Annotated in this window: 19 protein-coding genes; 16 read left to right on the top strand and 3 right to left on the bottom strand. The window is 62.8% G+C overall.

Annotated features, from left to right (window positions below):
• Positions 1–5 precede the first annotated feature (5 nt).
• The gene (locus AERO9A_RS19590) at positions 6–989 is read right to left on the bottom strand and encodes an MBL fold metallo-hydrolase (RefSeq protein WP_159973579.1); all 984 of its coding nucleotides are present in this window, start codon (positions 987–989) and stop codon (positions 6–8) included.
• Between the two features lie 236 nt (positions 990–1,225).
• Here AERO9A_RS19590 and AERO9A_RS19585 point away from each other — a divergent pair, with 236 nt between their 5' ends.
• Positions 1,226–1,723 (top strand): helix-turn-helix domain-containing protein, encoded by a 498-nt coding sequence (locus AERO9A_RS19585; RefSeq protein WP_159973578.1) that lies wholly within the window; start codon positions 1,226–1,228, stop codon positions 1,721–1,723.
• Between the two features lie 253 nt (positions 1,724–1,976).
• On the opposite strand, the gene AERO9A_RS19580 is transcribed toward AERO9A_RS19585, so the two are convergent.
• A complete protein-coding gene (locus tag AERO9A_RS19580) occupies positions 1,977–2,630 on the bottom strand; it encodes a YciC family protein (protein WP_159973577.1) in 654 nt (217 codons plus the stop codon).
• A gap of 214 nt (positions 2,631–2,844) precedes the next feature.
• Here AERO9A_RS19580 and AERO9A_RS19575 point away from each other — a divergent pair, with 214 nt between their 5' ends.
• Positions 2,845–3,324: an NYN domain-containing protein gene (locus AERO9A_RS19575; protein WP_159973576.1), complete on the top strand. Its 480-nt coding sequence runs from the start codon at positions 2,845–2,847 to the stop codon at positions 3,322–3,324.
• A 183-nt stretch (positions 3,325–3,507) separates the two neighbouring features.
• Here AERO9A_RS19575 and rutR read toward each other — a convergent pair whose 3' ends face one another.
• Positions 3,508–4,212, bottom strand: coding sequence for an HTH-type transcriptional regulator RutR (rutR, locus tag AERO9A_RS19570; RefSeq protein ID WP_372239688.1), 705 nt, complete (start codon positions 4,210–4,212; stop codon positions 3,508–3,510).
• A 286-nt stretch (positions 4,213–4,498) separates the two neighbouring features.
• Between rutR and rutA the strand changes: the two genes are divergently transcribed.
• From rutA to AERO9A_RS19500, 14 genes are all read left to right on the top strand, one after another.
• Positions 4,499–5,587, top strand: a complete 1,089-nt coding sequence (rutA, locus tag AERO9A_RS19565) for a pyrimidine utilization protein A (protein ID WP_159973574.1) — start codon at positions 4,499–4,501, stop codon at positions 5,585–5,587.
• The gene (gene rutB / locus AERO9A_RS19560; RefSeq protein WP_159973573.1) at positions 5,587–6,312 is read left to right on the top strand and encodes a pyrimidine utilization protein B; all 726 of its coding nucleotides are present in this window, start codon (positions 5,587–5,589) and stop codon (positions 6,310–6,312) included. The genes rutA and rutB overlap by 1 nt, the downstream gene beginning before the upstream one ends.
• Before the next feature lie 39 nt (positions 6,313–6,351).
• Positions 6,352–6,735 carry a pyrimidine utilization protein C gene (gene rutC, locus AERO9A_RS19555; RefSeq protein WP_159973572.1) on the top strand — a complete coding sequence of 128 codons (384 nt, stop codon included), beginning with the start codon at positions 6,352–6,354 and terminating at the stop codon, positions 6,733–6,735.
• Between the two features lie 54 nt (positions 6,736–6,789).
• The gene (gene rutD, locus AERO9A_RS19550) at positions 6,790–7,590 is read left to right on the top strand and encodes a pyrimidine utilization protein D (protein WP_159973571.1); all 801 of its coding nucleotides are present in this window, start codon (positions 6,790–6,792) and stop codon (positions 7,588–7,590) included.
• Entirely contained in the window at positions 7,590–8,174 is a 585-nt protein-coding gene (locus AERO9A_RS19545; protein ID WP_159973570.1) for a malonic semialdehyde reductase, read from the top strand. Before rutD ends, AERO9A_RS19545 begins: the two co-directional genes overlap by 1 nt.
• Positions 8,175–8,211: 37 nt before the next feature.
• The gene (gene rutF, locus AERO9A_RS19540) at positions 8,212–8,739 is read left to right on the top strand and encodes an NADH-dependent FMN reductase RutF (RefSeq protein WP_159973569.1); all 528 of its coding nucleotides are present in this window, start codon (positions 8,212–8,214) and stop codon (positions 8,737–8,739) included.
• Positions 8,740–9,038: 299 nt separating this feature from the next.
• On the top strand, positions 9,039–10,049 hold the full coding sequence (locus AERO9A_RS19535; RefSeq protein ID WP_159973568.1) for an isopenicillin N synthase family oxygenase: 1,011 nt from the start codon (positions 9,039–9,041) through the stop codon (positions 10,047–10,049).
• Entirely contained in the window at positions 10,046–10,432 is a 387-nt protein-coding gene (locus AERO9A_RS19530) for a VOC family protein (RefSeq protein ID WP_159973567.1), read from the top strand. Before AERO9A_RS19535 ends, AERO9A_RS19530 begins: the two co-directional genes overlap by 4 nt.
• A 15-nt stretch (positions 10,433–10,447) precedes the next feature.
• On the top strand, positions 10,448–11,536 hold the full coding sequence (locus AERO9A_RS19525) for a BMP family ABC transporter substrate-binding protein (RefSeq protein ID WP_159973566.1): 1,089 nt from the start codon (positions 10,448–10,450) through the stop codon (positions 11,534–11,536).
• Positions 11,537–11,680: 144 nt separating this feature from the next.
• Positions 11,681–13,189: an ABC transporter ATP-binding protein gene (locus AERO9A_RS19520; protein WP_159973565.1), complete on the top strand. Its 1,509-nt coding sequence runs from the start codon at positions 11,681–11,683 to the stop codon at positions 13,187–13,189.
• 1 nt (position 13,190) lies between these two features.
• Positions 13,191–14,315 (top strand): ABC transporter permease, encoded by a 1,125-nt coding sequence (locus AERO9A_RS19515; RefSeq protein ID WP_159974110.1) that lies wholly within the window; start codon positions 13,191–13,193, stop codon positions 14,313–14,315.
• Positions 14,315–15,241 carry an ABC transporter permease gene (locus AERO9A_RS19510; RefSeq protein ID WP_159973564.1) on the top strand — a complete coding sequence of 309 codons (927 nt, stop codon included), beginning with the start codon at positions 14,315–14,317 and terminating at the stop codon, positions 15,239–15,241. Before AERO9A_RS19515 ends, AERO9A_RS19510 begins: the two co-directional genes overlap by 1 nt.
• Positions 15,242–15,260: 19 nt before the next feature.
• Positions 15,261–15,938, top strand: a complete 678-nt coding sequence (locus AERO9A_RS19505) for a cysteine hydrolase family protein (RefSeq protein ID WP_159973563.1) — start codon at positions 15,261–15,263, stop codon at positions 15,936–15,938.
• A 221-nt stretch (positions 15,939–16,159) separates the two neighbouring features.
• Entirely contained in the window at positions 16,160–16,768 is a 609-nt protein-coding gene (locus AERO9A_RS19500) for a PolC-type DNA polymerase III (protein ID WP_159973562.1), read from the top strand.
• Positions 16,769–17,347: the final 579 nt, after the last annotated feature.

Genomic DNA, 17,347 nt, shown 5'->3' with positions numbered 1-17,347 from the left:
TTAGTTCACTCCAAGTCGAGGAAAGTCGTCGGTACCCATTCGTAGCCCGCGCTGTTGTCAGCCTTGCGAAGACGGCCCAGGCCAGGGAACGGCATGTGGGCTGCGGCAATCATCGTTTTGTCCGCAGCGAGTTTCACCAGAAGGGCTTCGCGAGTTTTGATAGCCGTTGCGCTGTCAGAATCGAACGCAATACCTACTTCCGGATGTGGCATCTGGACGGCGCCAACATGAGCAACGTCGCCCCAGACGAGCAGCGACTGGCCCTTTGAGGAAATCATGTAGCCAGTGTGACCAGGCGTGTGGCCGGGAATGGCATACGGTGCGATACCTGGGACGATCTCATCCATTCCTTCGTATGGCTTCCATTTACCTGCAGCGATATAAGGCGCGGAACCAGCCTGTGCGATTTGGAAGAAGATTTTTGCCTCTTCAGGGGCTTTGGCCATGATTTCCTTTGACAGCCAGAAGTCAGCGTCCGCCTTCTTCATCATCACGGTCGCGTTTGGAAAAACGCGAGTGTCGTCTTTGTAAATACCGCCAGCATGGTCGCCGTGAAGATGAGTCAGCAGTACCAAATCAACCTGCTCCGGCTTGTAGCCAGAAGCTTTCAAATTTTTAACTAACTTGCCCAAAGTAGAAGGCCCCCAGTGGCCACCCGTGCCGGTATCGATGAGGACGAGTTTAGATCCAGTATTGACGAGAAAACCTTGGACGGTAGCCGAAACGTGCTTGGGATCGTTTTGAAAGGAGCGAGCCAAAAGGGACTGGATGAGTGCAGGGTCACCTTTCAGGAGGTTTGAGTCGATGGTACCGCCGCCATCATAGAGGGCAGTAACCTCGTAATCACCGAGCATGGTGCGATAGAAGCCTGGAACCTGCTGGTGCTGCAGCGGTGCCGCCGCTTGAGCTGGTGCTGTTGCAGCGAAGGTGCCTGCTAATGCTAATGATAGAGCAAGCAATGTGCGCGAAGAGATCGTGGACAGGTTCATAGTGTTTTCCAAGCAGTTCTTGTGATTACAGGGGTAAGTGTTTTCAACAGGCCAACTCGTCTTGAGAGTCGCCAATGTCGCCCTAGCAAGCGTTCAGAGTGATCGCGATCACCAGCCAGGGGCATCAATCTATAAGTGATGCTCCGAAGCGTAATTTACGCTTGCATAGTGCAAGCGGTTGAAATCGTAATCCTACCGCTTGCATAATGCAAGTATAAATCTGAAGGAGATTTGCTGTGCAGCAAACAAGACGGTCGGGCTGCCCGATCAACCTGACGCTTGAACAGATTGGCGATCGATGGAGCCTGATTGTTATCCGCGATGTCATGTTCGAGAACAGACGCAGTTACGGCGCACTGCTGGAGCAAAACCCAGAAGGTATTGCCACGAACATCCTCGCAAGCCGACTTAAGAATCTGACCGCGTGTGGCCTATTGACGAAGTCACCGGATCCGAACCATCAGCAGAAGGGAATCTACAGCCTCACGGAAGCAGCAATACAGCTTGTACCTTTAGTAGCGCATATGGCTGCTTGGGGCGTCAGGCACACGCATCCGAGTAAGGAGGCGTCTCTGCGTGCGGAGGTGCTGGAAAAGGGTGGCCCTTGGCTTTGGAGTGCCTTAATGGATGAGTTACGGCACTTACATTTAGGTGCGCCACGTCCGGCCCACTCTGCATTTAGCAACCTGCGGGCCAAAGATGGGGCGTCATCCACTGTGGATGGCCGTACGTAACGCTCTAGGGCTCGACGCTGCCTCCACGCACTACCTGAACGTCTTGGGCAAACCCATCAACGCAAAGGTTGCTTATCCGCATGGTGTGAATGGAATGCTCTCGTAAGTCGATGTAGGGGTGAAAGGTGACGGTGAAGAGGTGGCATGAAATGACAGATTTATTTTTTGCATGCCTGTGATGCGGGTTAATAAACCTGCTCCTCTTTGCCCTGTGCTTCGCAATGCTGCCCCGTCTAAGCAAACAGCATTACACCTAAGCCCGGTTCTGCTGCGTCTCAAACAGCATAAACAGGCGAAACAGCACGATTAGGGCGAATAGCTGGAGGAAACCGCTGACGCTTTGTTGTATCACCCAGAGCAGGGTTTGGCTCGGTGGGGGCGTCGTCAAGGCGTCCAGTAACCACAGCGGCGCCAGTACGCTGAGCAGGCAGGTCAGCACCGGCCAGAAGCGCCCTGCGGTCATTGTCACGCTGGCCTGCAGAGCGCGTAGCGGCGTTTCCTGATGCAGCACCAGAACCAGCTCGGCGAAGGCCAGGCGCACCATTACCCAGATGCCCGGTACGATCATCAGTGACAGGCCGAGCATGATCGCCAGGGTGCTGATGCCGGCCAGCAGGGCGAAGCGCGGCCACAGTTGCAAACCGGCAGCGAGCAACTGGGCGTTGCCGGGCGCTTGCCCGTTGCTGCGTGCGTGCAGAAAGAGAATCAGCGGCCCGGCATACAGTGGGTAGAACAGGATGCCGAGCAAAATGCCGTAGGCCGGGTTGGCGCCCGCGCCGAGCTGGGCGGCCAGCAGCACCTGGGCGGTGGCTTCGAGCACCAGCAAAGGCAGGGTCAAGCTGGCGATGGCCAGCAGGTTGTTGCGGGAGAAATACCAGGCGTCGCGTAGGACGGACAGCGGAGTCATCGGCAGGTCACCAAAAGTTGTGGCGCGGGCTCTGTGGCCGTTCGCCAGGGCAGTCGAGGGCGTAAGGAGGCTGCTGAGCGACGCTAAAACAGCAGGCCTGAACGTGGCGTCATGCTGTCTAGGATAGGGGCTGGCACGCGGGGCGGCCAGCCTTGGCCGCATCCTGCGCGCGGCTCTGGCATACTGGCGCCTTCGTTGCCCATGAGGACTCCCGGTGAAGAAGATCGCCGTATTCGCCGATGTGCAGAACCTCTATTACACGGTGCGCCAGGTCTATGGCTGTCACTTCGATTACAGCGTGCTGTGGGCCGAGGTCAGCCGCCGTGGGGTGATTGTCGAGGCTTACGCATACGCTATCGACCGTGGTGATGCCAAGCAGCAGCAGTTCCAGCAGATTCTGCGCAAGCTCGGTTTTACCGTGAAGCTCAAGCCTTATATCCAGCGCAGCGATGGTTCGGCCAAGGGCGATTGGGACGTGGGCATCACTATCGATGTGCTCGATGCTGCCGAGCGGGTCGACGAAATCGTGTTGGCTTCGGGCGATGGTGACTTCGATCTGTTGCTCGAACGGGTGCGCAGTCGTGGTGCCAGTGCCATCGCTTTTGGTGTGCCGGGGCTTACCGCGCAGTCGCTGATTCGCGCCGCCAGCCTGTACGTGCCCATCGAGGGTGAGTTGCTGCTGAGAAATCACTGAACGCTATCAGGCTGGTGGCGCTTGCATAAGAGCTGTGGCGTTTGCTCTGTGGTGGATGAAAAAAGCGTCATCCACCCTACGGTTGAGAGGCGCGATAGCGAGCTGGTGGCGCTGGTATACGGGCCATGGCGTTTGTGTTGTGGTTGATGAAAAAGCGTCATCCACCCGGTTGAGTGGGGTGGTTCAGTGTCGCGGGCGAATGCCGTCGAGCAGCATGGTCTGCAGGCTCTCTAGCACTTGCTGAAAGAACGCGGGGTCTTCCAGCGTGCGGCCGGTGATCGACTCGATCTGCACGCGGAAGTCGGCGTAGTGCTGTGTGGTCGCCCATAGGGTAAAGATCAGGTGGTACGGGTCGATGGCTGCCAGGCTACCTTGCGCGACCCAGCGCGCGATCATCGCGTGTTTTTCCTGTACCAGATCGCGCAGTTCGTGTTCCAGCTCGCCGCGCAGCAAAGGCGCGCCCTGGATGATTTCCAGGCAGAACAGGCGCGAGGCGGCGGGATGGTCACGCGACAGTTCCAGCTTCAGGCGGATGTACTCGCGGATGGCCGCCAGCGGCTCCATCTCCACGCTCAGGGCTCGCAGCGGCGCCAGCCAGACGCCCAGGAGCTGCTTGAGTACATGCAGGTACAACTCTTCCTTGCTGGGGAAGTAGTACAGCAGGTTGGTCTTGGAGACGTCGGCGCGTGCGGCGATCTGGTCGATGCTCACGCCATGCAGGCCGAACTGCGAGAACAGCGCGATGGCTGCCTCACTGATCGCTGCGCGCTTGCTTTCCATCTGTCGTTCACGGCGCGCCAGGGTGGCTGCGCTGGGGGCGCGCGGCGTCTTCGGCTTGACCGCTGGGCGGGCCTTGTTGGCAGGTGGCGCGGATGGGCTCATGAGCATTCCTCGGCTGACGCAGGGCGCCACCTTAGCTGGAGCCAGCCCCGGCTGCCAGTGTATTGGCCGCGTGGGGCATGGCTGCCTCGTTGTCGTGCACGGTGCACAAACTAGGTGCTCTAGGTTAGACCAAATGGTCTGCTCTAATTCTGAGTTTTTCTGCAAGCGCCTGATTCCTAAGCACTTTGCATTCTTGGCACGCTCCATGCTCAGCGTATTTCAGTGAGGTTTGAATAAACGTGTCGGCAATGTGTCGGCATTTTTTGCGAAATGCGTAGAAATTGGAGTCATCATGAATATTGGAATCTTTATTCCCATTGGCAACAACGGCTGGCTGATTTCGGAAAATGCCCCGCAGTACATGCCGACCTTCGAGCTCAACAAGCGCATCGTGCAGCGCGCCGAGCACTACGGTTTCGACTTCGCGCTGTCGATGATCAAGCTGCGTGGCTTTGGCGGGAAGACCGAGTTCTGGGAGCACAACCTGGAGTCTTTCACCTTGATGGCAGGTCTGGCCGCTGTCACCAGTCGCATTCAGCTTTTTGCCACGGCGGCGACCCTGACTCTGCCGCCAGCCATTGTTGCGCGCATGGCCTCGACCATCGATTCCATTTCCGGTGGTCGCTTTGGCGTCAACCTGGTTACCGGCTGGCAGCGCCCGGAGTATTCGCAGATGGGCATGTGGCCGGGCGATGAGTTTTTCTCCACCCGCTACGAGTACCTCGGCGAGTACGCTCAGGTGCTGCGCGATTTGTGGGCCACCGGCCATAGCGATCTGAAGGGCGAGTATTTCCAGATGGAAGACTGCCGCGTCAGCCCGATTCCGCAGGCCGATATGAAGATCATCTGCGCCGGTTCTTCCGATGCCGGTATGGCCTTCTCGGCGCAGTACGCCGACTACAACTTCTGCTTCGGCAAAGGCGTGAACACGCCCAAGGCCTTCGCCCCGGCGACCGAGCGCTTGCTGGCCGCCACCGAGAAGACCGGGCGCCACGTCACCTCCTGCGTGCTGTTCATGGTGATTGCCGATGAAACCGAAGAGGCCGCGCGGGCCAAGTGGGAGCACTACAAGGCCGGTGCCGATACCGAGGCGCTCAAGTGGCTGGGTGAGCAGGCGGCTGTCGACACCCGTTCCGGCAGCGACACCAATGTGCGGCAGATGTCCGACCCGACCTCGGCGGTGAATATCAACATGGGCACCCTGGTTGGCTCCTATGAGCAGGTGGCGCGGATGCTCGACGAAGTGGCCGAGGTGCCGGGCACCGAAGGCGCGATGCTGACCTTCGACGACTTTATCGAAGGCGTCGAGCAGTTCGGCAAGCGTATCCAGCCGCTGATGAAAAGCCGCCGCCATATCGATGCGGTGAAGGAGAGCGCCTGATGAGCGAGATGACTGTGGCCGGTTATGCCGCGGCCAGCACTGATGGGGCGGCGGTGATTCTGTCGGCGCGCCCCGAGGCATTGCAGTTGCGCCCGAGTGAGACGGCGCTGATCGTGGTGGATATGCAAAACGCCTATTCCACCCTCGGCGGTTATCTGGACAAGGCGGGCTTCGACGTCAGCGCCACCGGGCCGGTGATCGAGCGCATCCAGGTGGCTATTGCGGCGGCGCGTGCCGCCGGTATTCAGGTGATTTTCTTCCAGAATGGCTGGGACAAGGACTACGTTGAGGCCGGTGGGCCGGGCTCGCCCAACTGGTACAAATCCAACGCGCTCAAGACCATGCGTCGCAATCCGCAGTTGCAGGGCACGCTGCTGGCCAAGGGCACCTGGGACTATGACCTGGTCGATCAGCTCAAGCCCGAGCCTGGCGATATCGTCATGCCCAAGTCGCGCTACAGCGGCTTCTTCAACACGCCGCTGGACAGCACCTTGCGCGCCCGTGGCATTCGCAATCTGGTGTTCACCGGCATCGCCACCAATGTCTGCGTGGAGTCCACGCTGCGTGATGGCTTCTTCCTCGAATACTTCGGCGTGGTGCTCGAAGACGCCTGCCATCAGGCCGGGCCGCGTGCGGCGCACGAGGCTGCGCTGTTCAACATCGAAACCTTCTTCGGCTGGGTGTCCTCGGTGGATGCCTTTTGTAGCGCGCTGCACAGCGCTTGAACTCGCTTGACCCCAATTAGAAAACTAGGATGCCTTGCCATGCCCAAACAATCCGTAATCCCCGCTGGAACCGCTAAACCCATCGCACCGTTCGTCCCCGGCTCGCTGGCCGATGGCGTGCTCTATGTCTCCGGCACCCTGCCGTTCGACAAGGACAACAACGTGGTGCATGTCGGCGATGCCGCCGCGCAGGCGCGCCATGTGCTGGAAACCATCAAGGGTGTCGTCGAGGAGGCGGGCGGCACTATGGATGACGTGACCTTCAACATGATCATGATTACCGACTGGGCCAACTACGCGGCCATCAATGCCGTCTACGCCGAGTATTTCCCCGGCGAGAAGCCCGCGCGCTACTGCATCCAGTGCGGCCTGGTGAAGCCCGATGCGCTGGTCGAGATCGCCAGCATCGCTCACGTTGGCTGACGCGCGCAGGCGCAGCCTTCGCCCGCCAGGCGAGGGCGCGCCTCGGAGGTTCGTATGCATTACGAGATTCATGGGCGCCAGGATGCGGGCGCGCCCACGCTGTTGCTGTCGTCCGGGCTTGGCGGTTCGGGCGCTTACTGGGCGCCTAACCTGCCTGCGCTGAGCGAGCATTTTCGCGTCATCAGCTATGACCAGCGCGGCACCGGGCGTAGCCCCGCCGAGCTGCCCGACGGCTACAGCATCGCCGATATGGCCGAGGATGTGCTGGCGCTGGTCGATGAGCTGGGCATCGAGCATTGCGACTTCGTCGGGCATGCCCTTGGCGGCCTGGTCGGCCTGCAAGTGGCGTTGCAACGCCCCGAGCTGATTCGCCGCCTGGTGCCGATCAATGCCTGGGCGACGCCCAACTCGCACAGCGCGCGCTGCTTCGAGGCGCGTATCGAGCTGCTCAAGTGCAGCGGCGCGGCAGCCTATGTCGCGGCGCAGCCGATCTTTCTCTACCCGCCGGTGTGGCTGCTGGAGAACGAGGCGCGCGTGCAGCGCGAGCTTGAGCATGCGCTGGCGCATTTTCCCGGTGAGGCCAACACGCTGCGGCGTATCGCGGCGCTGCGTGCCTTCGACATCCTCGCGCAGTTGCCGCGTATCGGCTGCGCAACTCTGGTCATGGCCAGCCGTGATGACGTGCTGGTGCCCTGGACGCAATCGCGCCAGTTGGCAGCAGGCCTGCCCAATGCGCGGCTGAGTCTGCGCGATTTTGGCGGGCACGCCTGCAACATCACCGAGCACGCCCAATTCGACGCCGAGCTACTGGCCTTCCTGCTGGCCCCGGCCCCTGAGATTTCTGGAGATAGATGATGACGCTCGACCCTTCTGCCTTCGATCAATTGTTCATCGATGCGCGCACCCACAACGCCTGGCTCGATCAGCCGGTCAGCGATGACGCGCTGCGCCAGCTCTACGACCTGGTGCGGATGGGGCCAACCTCGGCCAACTGCTCGCCTGCACGCTTGGTTTTTCTGCGCACGCCCGAGGCGAAGGCGAAGCTCAAGCCGTGCCTGTCGTCCGGCAACCTGGAGAAAACCATGAGCGCGCCGGTGACGGTGATCGTCGCCTACGACAAGGCCTTCTACGAAAAACTGCCGGAGTTGTTCCCGCATGCCGATGCGCGCAGTTGGTTCACCTCCAGCCCGGCGTTCGCCGAGCAGACCGCGCTGCGCAACAGTTCCATGCAGGCGGCTTACCTGATCATGGCGGCGCGGGCGCTGGGCCTCGACTGCGGGCCGATGTCCGGCTTCAACGCTGCGCTGCTCGATGAAGTCTTCTTCAGCGGCAGCACCTGGGCCAGCAATCTGCTGATCAATCTCGGTCACGGCAACCCGGAAAAACTCTACGAGCGTCTGCCGCGCCTGAGCTTCGACGACGCCTGCCAATTGCTTTGAACCGTCACGCCTCGTCAGGAGGCAGAGGGTATCCACCATGATGCTGACTTCATCTTCTTCGTTCAGCCCTGATGTGCTGGCCTGCCAGACCGTACTCAAGCAGGACTATCGCGAGGCCATGTCGCGCCTGGGTGCGGCGGTCAACGTGATTACCACCGACGGCCCTGCCGGGCGCGCGGGCTTCACCGCCTCGGCGGTGTGCAGCGTCACCGATGAGCCGCCGACACTGCTGGTTTGCCTCAACCGTGGCGCCTCGGTGTATCAGGCTTTCGAGCGTAACCGGGTGCTGTGCGTGAACGTGCTGGCCGCCGGGCAGGACGGCCTGTCCAACTTGTTCGGTGGCAAGACGCCGATGGCCGAGCGCTTTGCCGCAGCGGCCTGGAGCGTTGGCCTGAGCGGCTCGCCGATGCTCGATGAGGCGCTGGTGTCGTTCGATTGCCGGGTGCGTGATGCCAGCCTGGTGGGCACCCACGACGTGCTCTATTGCGAGGTGATCGCCATTCGCAACGGCGCGGCTGAAAGCGGCCTGGTGTACTTCCGCCGTGCCTATCACCGCTTGGGTTGATGAAAGGGCCCGCGCCTGACTCATCAGTCATAACTGGCGCGGTTTTGCTTTGGTGCGGGCGAGCGCCAGGACGGTGCGCGAAGGCGCTCGGCGAATCTCCCCGCATACATCGCATGTCATTGAAAAATATAGGGTTTTAACATTTGTCCAAATGGTCAAAAACTGGCACGCCGGTTGCTCCTCAACTGCCAGCCAATTATTAGAAAACACCCGCACGACCTCGCTTGGGGCTTGCCATGAGCCCCACATAAATAAACGGCTGCCAATCGACGTTTTCCACTCAAGCGATGGAGAAGGACATGACGCTGTCTTATGTGCCCGTTATCGATCTTGAACCGTATTTCCAAGGTACCCAGGATGGGAAGCAGGCAGTCGCCAAGGCAGTGGATCAAGCCTGTCGTGATATCGGTTTTCTGATCATCAAGAATCACCGTATCCCCAGCGAGCTGATCGAGCGTGTAACGCGCCTCTCCGAAGCCTTCTTCGCGCTGCCGCTGGAGGCCAAGCGCAAGGTCGACCGGCCACGCCCGGATCAGGTGCGCGGCTTCTCCGCCGTGGCCGAGGAGAGCCTGGCCTACAGCACGGGCGAGGCGGCGCCAGGTGATCTCAAGGAGTCGTTCTCGGTTGGCCCGTGCCAGGTGCCGGATACGCCGTACTTCACCGGCATTGAGGCCGGCCCGCATTTCGCCCCCAACGTATGGCCCGAGGGCATGGACGATTTCCGCCAGGCCTACGAGCAGTATTTCGCCGCCATGAGCGAGCTGACTCTGCACATGATGCGGATTTTCGCCCTCGCCCTGGAGCTGCCGGAGCACTACTTCGACGACAAGGTCGACCGCCATATCAGCATGTTCCGCGTGCTCAGCTACCCGCCGCTGACCCAGCCGGCCGAAGACGGCCAGTACCGCGCCAGCCCGCACAGCGACTACGGCAGCATGACCATCGTGAAGCCCGATTCGCCAGGTTTGCAGGCTCGCAACCAGGCCGGTGAGTGGATCGACGTGCCCTTCATCGAAGACGGTTTCGCGGTGAACATTGGCGATCTGATGATGCAGTGGACCAACGACCGCTGGATCTCCACCGTGCACCGGGTGATCGTCCCCGAGCTGGAGGCACCGAGCAACGCGCGCCGCCAATCGCTGGTGTTCTTCCACCAGCCCAACTACGACGCCATGGTCGAGTGCCTGCCCAGTTGCCTGGGCGCGGGCGAGACGGCCAGGCACGCGGCGATCAGTTCTGGCGACCACCTGCGCTCGAAGTTCGTCAAGCAGACCACCTTCGGCAAGGGTGTGGCGGAGGATGCCGCGTGAGCACGCTCTCCTACGTCAACGTGTTCGCCCGCGATGTGGTCGCGCTTTCGGGTTTCTACCAACAGGTGTTCGGTTTCGCCGAGATCGAGGCGATCCGCTCGCCGATCTTCCGTGGCCTGGACACCGGCAAGTCAAGCCTGGGCTTCAACGCCCTGGATGCCTACGAACTACTGCACCTGAGCGACTACGCCGACACCCGTGGGGTGAAGTTCTTGCTCAACATCGACGTCGACAGCCAGGCCGATGTCGAGCGCCTGGTGCCGCACGCGGTCGAGGCCGGGGCGACGCTGATCAAGGCGCCTTATCTGACCTATTACAACTGGTTCCAGGCGGTACTCCTCGACCCCGAGGGCAACGTGTTTCGCATCAACTACATGCTCTGAACGGAGAGATTCACCATGCTTAAAGGATGGTTTCGCAAGACGGCCTGCGCGGCGCTGATGTTCAGTTGTGCGGGCGCTGCCCTGGCTGATGATGGCTTCACCCTGAAAACCGATCCGAAGATCGCCATGATCCTCTTCGGCCCGCGCAACGATGGTGGCTGGACGCAAGCCTTCGAGACGGCCAGAACGCAGATGGAGAGCGAGCTGGGGCAGAAGATCCAGTTCGTCGAGCAGGTGCCGGAGAGCGCCTCGGCGATCAAACCGGCGGTCGAGCGCTTCATCGCCCGTGGCGCGAATATCGTCATCGGCACCGCCTTCGGCTATTCCGACACCTTCAAGGAACTGGCCGAGAAGTACCCGGATGTGGCCTTCCTCAACGGCTCGGGCACCACCAACGGGCATAACCTGGAGTCCTTCTACGGGCGCAGCTACGAGACGCACTATTTGTGCGGCATGGCCGCTGGGGCCATGTCCAAGAGCGGCAAGCTGGGCTTCGTCGCGGCCAACCCGTTCGGCGTGGTGAACTGGACGGTCAACGCCTACGAGATGGGCGCCAAGCAGATGAACCCCAAGGCCACCACCACGGTGATTTACACCGGCGCCTGGAATGATCCGGTCAAGGAGCGCGCCGCCGCCATGGCGCTGATCGACCAGGGCGCCGACGTGATCGGCCAGCATGTTGATACCCCGACGCCGCAGATCGTCGCCCAGGAACGCGGCGTCTATGCCACCGGCCACCACCGCGATCTGTCGCAGTTCGCGCCCAAGGCGACCATCTGCTCGGCGGTGTGGACCTGGGATCGCTTCCTCGTGCCGGAGGTGAAGAAGATCATCGCCGGTGGCTGGAAGCCCAGCCCCTACGGCGCCTTCATGAGCATGGCCGAAGGCGGCGGCGACATCGATTTCGGCCAGGTCGAGCTGCCCGCCGCAGCCAAGGCCAAGATCGAGGCCGAGCGCAAGGCGATTCTCGCAGGCAAGCAGATCTACGCCGGGCCGCTGAACGATCGTGACGGCAAGGAGCGCGTGCCCGCCGGTGAGGTGCTGTCCGACCCGGCCCTGTGGCAGATGGATTGGTACGTCGATGGCGTCATCACGCAGAAGTGATTCACGTCGGCACACCCCGCCGTTGTGATCGCCTGTAGGAGGGGCTTTAGCCGCGACAATCGCCGGCTAAAGCGCCTCCCGCGCCGACTGAACGCTTCAGGCGTGGTGCCGACTTTGCCAACCGTTGTTCTGTGGGAGCACGCTGTGAATGCACTCCAGCTCATCGGCGTCAGCAAGACGTTCGATGGTTTCAAGGCACTGAGCGAGGCCGACTTCACCCTCAAATGGGGTGAGGTGCATGCCTTGCTCGGTGAAAACGGCGCGGGTAAATCGACCCTGATGAACGTCGCCGCCGGGCTTTATGCGCCGGAGTTCGGCGAGCTGTTGATCGACGATAACCCGGTGCGGCTCAAGGGCCCGGCCGATGCCGCGCGTCATCGTATCGGCATGGTGCACCAGCACTTCAAGCTGGTGCGTCCGTTCAGCGTGGCCGAGAACATTCTGCTCGGGCTGCCGCCCGGCCCAGGCAGCCATCGCCAGCGCCTGGCCGAGGTCAGTGCACGGATTGTCGCCAAGGCTGCCGAGATCGGTTTCCTCATCGATCCGCAGCGCAAGGTCGAAACGCTGTCGATTGCCGAGCAGCAGCGCGTGGAAATCCTCAAGGTGCTGCTCGCCGGTGCCAACATCCTCATCCTCGATGAACCTACCGCCGTGCTCACCGACCAGGAGGGTGAGCGCCTGCTGAGCACGGTGCAGGCCCTGGCCCGGCAGGGCGCGGCGGTGGTGCTGGTCACCCACCGCATGGCCGACGTCAAACGCTTCGCCGACCGCGTTACGGTGATGCGCGGCGGGCGTACCCTGCAAACGCTGCTGCCTTCCGAGGTGGCGGTGCAGGAGTTGATTCGCCTGACGGTGGGCGAGTCGCTGCCGCAGCTCGACGCCCAGCGCGCGCAGTCTGTCGGCGCCGAACGCATTGCCATTCGCGGCCTGCGCTCGCCCGAGCGCGGCGGTCGGCGTGTGCTCGATGGCGTCGAACTGAGCCTGCGCGATGGCGAGATCTACGCCATTGCCGGCGTCGGCGGCAACGGCCAGGGCGAGCTGGCCAGCATCCTCATGGGCATGCCCGAGGCTTACGAGGGCGAGATTCATCTGCAGGGTTTCGGCGATTTGCGCCACGCCAGCGGCAGCCAGCGCCGCGCGCTGCGCATCGCCGTCATCCCGGCGGATCGCTACGGCCTGGCGCTGGCGGCGGACTTGTCGATCACCGACAACTTCGCCATCGGCCAGATTCAGGCCGGGCGCTACGGCTCGTTCTGGCGGGTGCGCGAGCGCCAGGCGCGTGACGACCTGGCCGAGGCGGTGGCGCAGTTCGATGTGCAGGGCGTGCGCAACGCCAAGCAGAAGGCGGCGCTGCTCTCCGGTGGCAACGCGCAGAAGCTGGTGATCGCCCGCGAGTTTTCTCGCAATCCCCAGGTGGTGCTGGCGCACAGCCCCAATCGCGGCCTGGACGTGCGTGCTGGCGCCGCCGTGCATCAGCGCCTGTTGGCCGCGCGCGATGCCGGGGCGGCGGTGCTGCTGATCAGCGAAGACCTGGATGAAGTGATGAGCCTGGCCGACCGCATCGGGGTGATGAGCGGCGGGCGCATCGTGGCGGAATTTCAATGCCCGGCAGACCGCCAGGCCATAGGCAAAGCGATGGTGAACCATGCCTGAGATGTCCGGCGTCAACGCCGAGGTGACTGCAACACCGGCCCAGCGCTTGCGCGAACCGCTGGTCAGTCGGCGCTATACCGTGGAGGTGCGCCAGCAGATGGCCTGGCCCTGGCAGGCGCTGATCCTGGCGCTCGCCCTGTTGATCGGCCTTGGCCTGTCGGCGGCGATCCTGATTGCCGTCGGCGTGCCGGGGGGCGAGCTGTTCAACGAACTGGTCATGCAAACCCTGTTCGATGTCGCCAGCCTCAAGGCCGTGCTGTTTCAGGCGGCGCCGATTGTCATGGTCGCCCTGGCCGGCTGCCTGGCCTTTCGCGCGCGGTTCTGGAACCTCGGGCTGGAGGGTCAGATGATTTGGGGCGGCATCGCCGCCACGGCGATTTCGCTGTTCGAGATCGGCCCGCCAGCGACCCGCCTGCCGTTGATGATGCTGGCCGCTGCGCTCGGTGGTCTGGCCTGGGCGCTGGCGCCGGTGCTGCTGAAACTCAAGCTCAAGGTCAACGAGATCATCTCGACGCTGATGCTCAATTACATCGCCGCCAACTTCCTCCTGCATCTGGTCTACGGCAGTTGGAAGGACCCGCGCGACGCCTTTCCCTATTCGCCGCAGTACCGCCCCTTCGAGCGCTTGCCGGATTTCTTCGATGGCTACAGCTTTGCCATCCCCATGGCCATCGGCGTGGCGCTGCTGGCCTGGTGGTTTGTCGGTGTGTGCCGGGTGGGGCTGTACCTGCGCTTTGTCGATGCCTCGCCGAAAGTGGCCGAGGCCAACGGCGTGCCGGTGGCCAAGGTGATCGTCGGCACCGTGCTGTTTTCCGGGGCGATGGCCGGGCTGGCGGGCTTCGTGGTTGCCGCCGGGCAGGAAGGGCGGCTGACCCAGGCGTTCTACCAGGGCTATGGCTTCTCCGGCATCCTCATCGCCTTTCTGGCGCGCAACAACCCGCTGGCGGCGGTGGTGGTGGCGCTGCTGGTGGCCACCTTGTTCGTTGCCGGGCGCAACTTGCAGGTGTTCTACCAGATCCCGTTCTCCATGGTGCAGTTGATCCAGGCGCTGATCGTTATATGCGTGGCCGGCTCGGACTTCTTCATCCGTCATCGCCTGCGCCGCACGCAGGGGAGGGAAAGCTGATGGACCTGATCCTCAACTGGCTTGGCAACATGCCGGATTTCGCCGTGCCATACGCCCTGGCCGCGCTGGGGCTGATCATCACCGAACGCGCCGGGGTGCTGGCGCTTGGCGCCGAGGGGCTGATGCTGACGGGCGCGTTGGCGGCTATCGGCGCGCAACTGCATTTTGGCCTGCCGGGATTATCCTTGCTGGCTGCGATGGCCGCTGCCGCGCTGGTCTCGGTGTTGTTCGCGCTGATGGTGATTGTGCTGCGTATCAATCAGGTGATTGCCGGGCTGACACTGGTGTTTTTCTGCCTGGGCCTGACCAGCCTGCTCGGCACCTTGCTGGAATGGACCAACCGCCCGGTGCAGGGCTTGCCGCCGCTGGCGCTGTGGCCGCTGTCGGAGCTGCCGCTGGTGGGCAAGCTGTTCCAGCAGAACCTGATGGTGTACCTGACCGTGCCGCTGTTCGGCGCTGTGGTCTGGTATCTCAACCGCAGCACCAGTGGCCTGCGCCTGCGCGCCGTGGGCGAGAACCCGCAGGCCGCCGATGCCGCGGGCATCTCGGTGATGACCTATCGCTTTCTGGCGATCATGGCCGGTGCGGCGCTGGTTGGCCTGGCCGGGGGCTATATCGCCGTGCTGAGCACCAAGATGTGGATTGCCGACATGAGCGGCGGGCGTGGCTGGATCGCCGTGGCGTTGGTGATCTTCGCCCGCTGGTCGCCGTGGAAGGCGCTGGCGGGGGCGGTGCTGTTCGGTTGCATCGAGGCCCTGATTCCGCAGTTGGCGGCCACCGGCGTGCGCCTGCCGCAGTATTTCGTGCTGATGACGCCCTACGCGGTGACTCTCGGCGTGATGATTTGGGTGGCCCTGTCTGGCCGAGGCCAGGGCGACCAGCCCGGCGCGCTCGGTGAACCCTATGTGCGTGAAGAGCGCCGTTGAACTGACTCAGGAGAGCGTAATGCGTACGTTCGTGTATGAGCGCCCCCGTGAGATCGAGGCCGCCGAATTTGCCGACTACCTCGACCCCAGCCGCACGGCGGTCATCTCCATCGACCTGCATCGCGGCCACCTCGACGACTCCCCGGACTGCCCCTGCCCAGCGCCACGGGCGCGCGAGCTGGTGGCGCTGGTCGATGCCTTCCATGCGCAGGCGCGGGCTCTCGGCGTGCGTATCGTGCATGTGCGCTCGGTGTTGCGCGCCGATGGCTCGGACGACCTCGGCGGCATTCCCTCGGCCTGGCGGCGCACCTTCCCCCTGCATGTCGGCGCGATCCCCAACCATGCCGAGCATGCCCTGGAGGGCTCACGCTGGACCGAGTGGCTGACGCAGATCGAGCCGGGTGATCTGACGGTTTCCAACAAGCGTCGGTTGTCGGCCTTCTACCCCACCGACCTGGACTTTCTGCTGCGCAACCAACGCATCGACACCCTGGTGTTCAATGGCGGCTTCGCCGACTGCTGCGTGCTCAACAGCGCTTTCGAGGCGGCCAACCTCAACTACCGCGTCATCGTCCTGCGTGATCTGGTGCGCGGCACCGACGAGCACCTGGAGTCTGCGGCCTTCAGCATGGTCTCGTTGCACCTGGGGCTGGTTATGCAATCGGCCGATCTGCTGGCGGTCTGGCAAGGGCATTGACCAGCGGTTTGCGGCAGGATTGCTCAGACAAATCCCCGTCAGAGCACGCCGAGCTATGCTGAAAACGGTACAGTGACGCCCGCGCAGCCTGAACCGCCGTGGTGCCCTGCAGTCGAAGCTCTGCTTTTCGGCTGGCCAGGGCCCTGCGTAGGTGATGGTCGCGCCATCAGCCTGTACTGCCCGCAAGGGCGAGCCGCCGTTGTGCAATCACTGAGGTGCCCGTGGAATCCATTGCCGTCATCGACTTCGAAACCACCGGTGTATCGCCGACCCAGGCGCGCGCCACCGAAATCGGCGTGGCGATCATCGAAGGCGGGCGCATCGTCGACCGCTACCAGAGCCTGATGTACAGCGGTGCCTGGGTGCCGCCGTTCATCGAAGACCTGACCGGCATCAGCAACGCCATGCTGCGCAAGGCGCCGCCATCGGAACAGGTGATGAACGAGGTGGCCGACTTTATCGGTGAGCGCCCCTTGCTGGCGCATAACGCCGCCTTCGACCAGAAGTTCTGGGATGCCGAACTGGCCCGCGTGCAACGTAGCCGCTCGCAGCCGTTCGCCTGCTCGTTGCTGTTGTCACGGCGCCTGTTGCCGGAGGCGCCGAGCCACAAGCTGGGCAACCTCAATGCCTGGGCCGGTTTGCCGGACACGGGCCGTGCCCACCGCGCCCTGGCCGATGCCGAAATGGCGGCCAACCTGACGTTGCACCTGTTCGACCTGCTGCGCGACCGCCATGGCTGCGCCCTGGCTGATCACGCCTTTCTCTGTCAGTTGCAGAACCTGTCGGCAGCCAAGGTGCGGGCGCTATTGGCCGCAACACAACCCGCGTAGCCCGCCCAGCGACGCAGGCGCTAACCCTTGTGGGAGGCTCTTTAGCGACGAGCTTCTCGGCTAAAGCCCCTCCCACGGTTTCGTGTAGTGCGGGGCGTTTGTTGCCGGGCGCGGCAATTGCGCGGCTGAAACGCAATGCCGCCCAGCGACGCAGGCGCTAACCCTTGTGGGAGGCGCTTTAGCGGCGAGCTTCTGTCGCGGCTAAAGCCCCTCCCACGGTTTCGTGTTGTGCGGGGCGTTTGTTGCCGGGCGCGGCAATTGCGCGGCTGAAACGCAATGCCGCCCAGCGACGCAAGCGCTAGCCCTTGTGGGAGGCGCTTTAGCGGCGAGCTTCTGTCGCGGCTAAAGCCCCTCCCACGGATTCGTGTTGTGCGGGGCGTTTGTTGCCGGGCGCGGCAATTGCGCGGCTGAAACGCAATGCCGCCCAGCGACGCAGGCGCTAACCCTTGTGGGAGGCGCTTTAGCGGCGAGCTTCTGTCGCGGCTAAAACCCCTCCCACGGTTTCGTGTTGTGCGGGGCGTTTGTTGCCGGGTGCGGCAATTGCGCGGCTGAAACGCAATGCCGCCCGGCCGCTCCTAC

Source organism: Pseudomonas sp. 8Z (assembly GCF_902506535.1).
Lineage (GTDB): Bacteria > Pseudomonadota > Gammaproteobacteria > Pseudomonadales > Pseudomonadaceae > Aquipseudomonas.
This window is presented reverse-complemented; position numbering and strand designations above follow the sequence as displayed.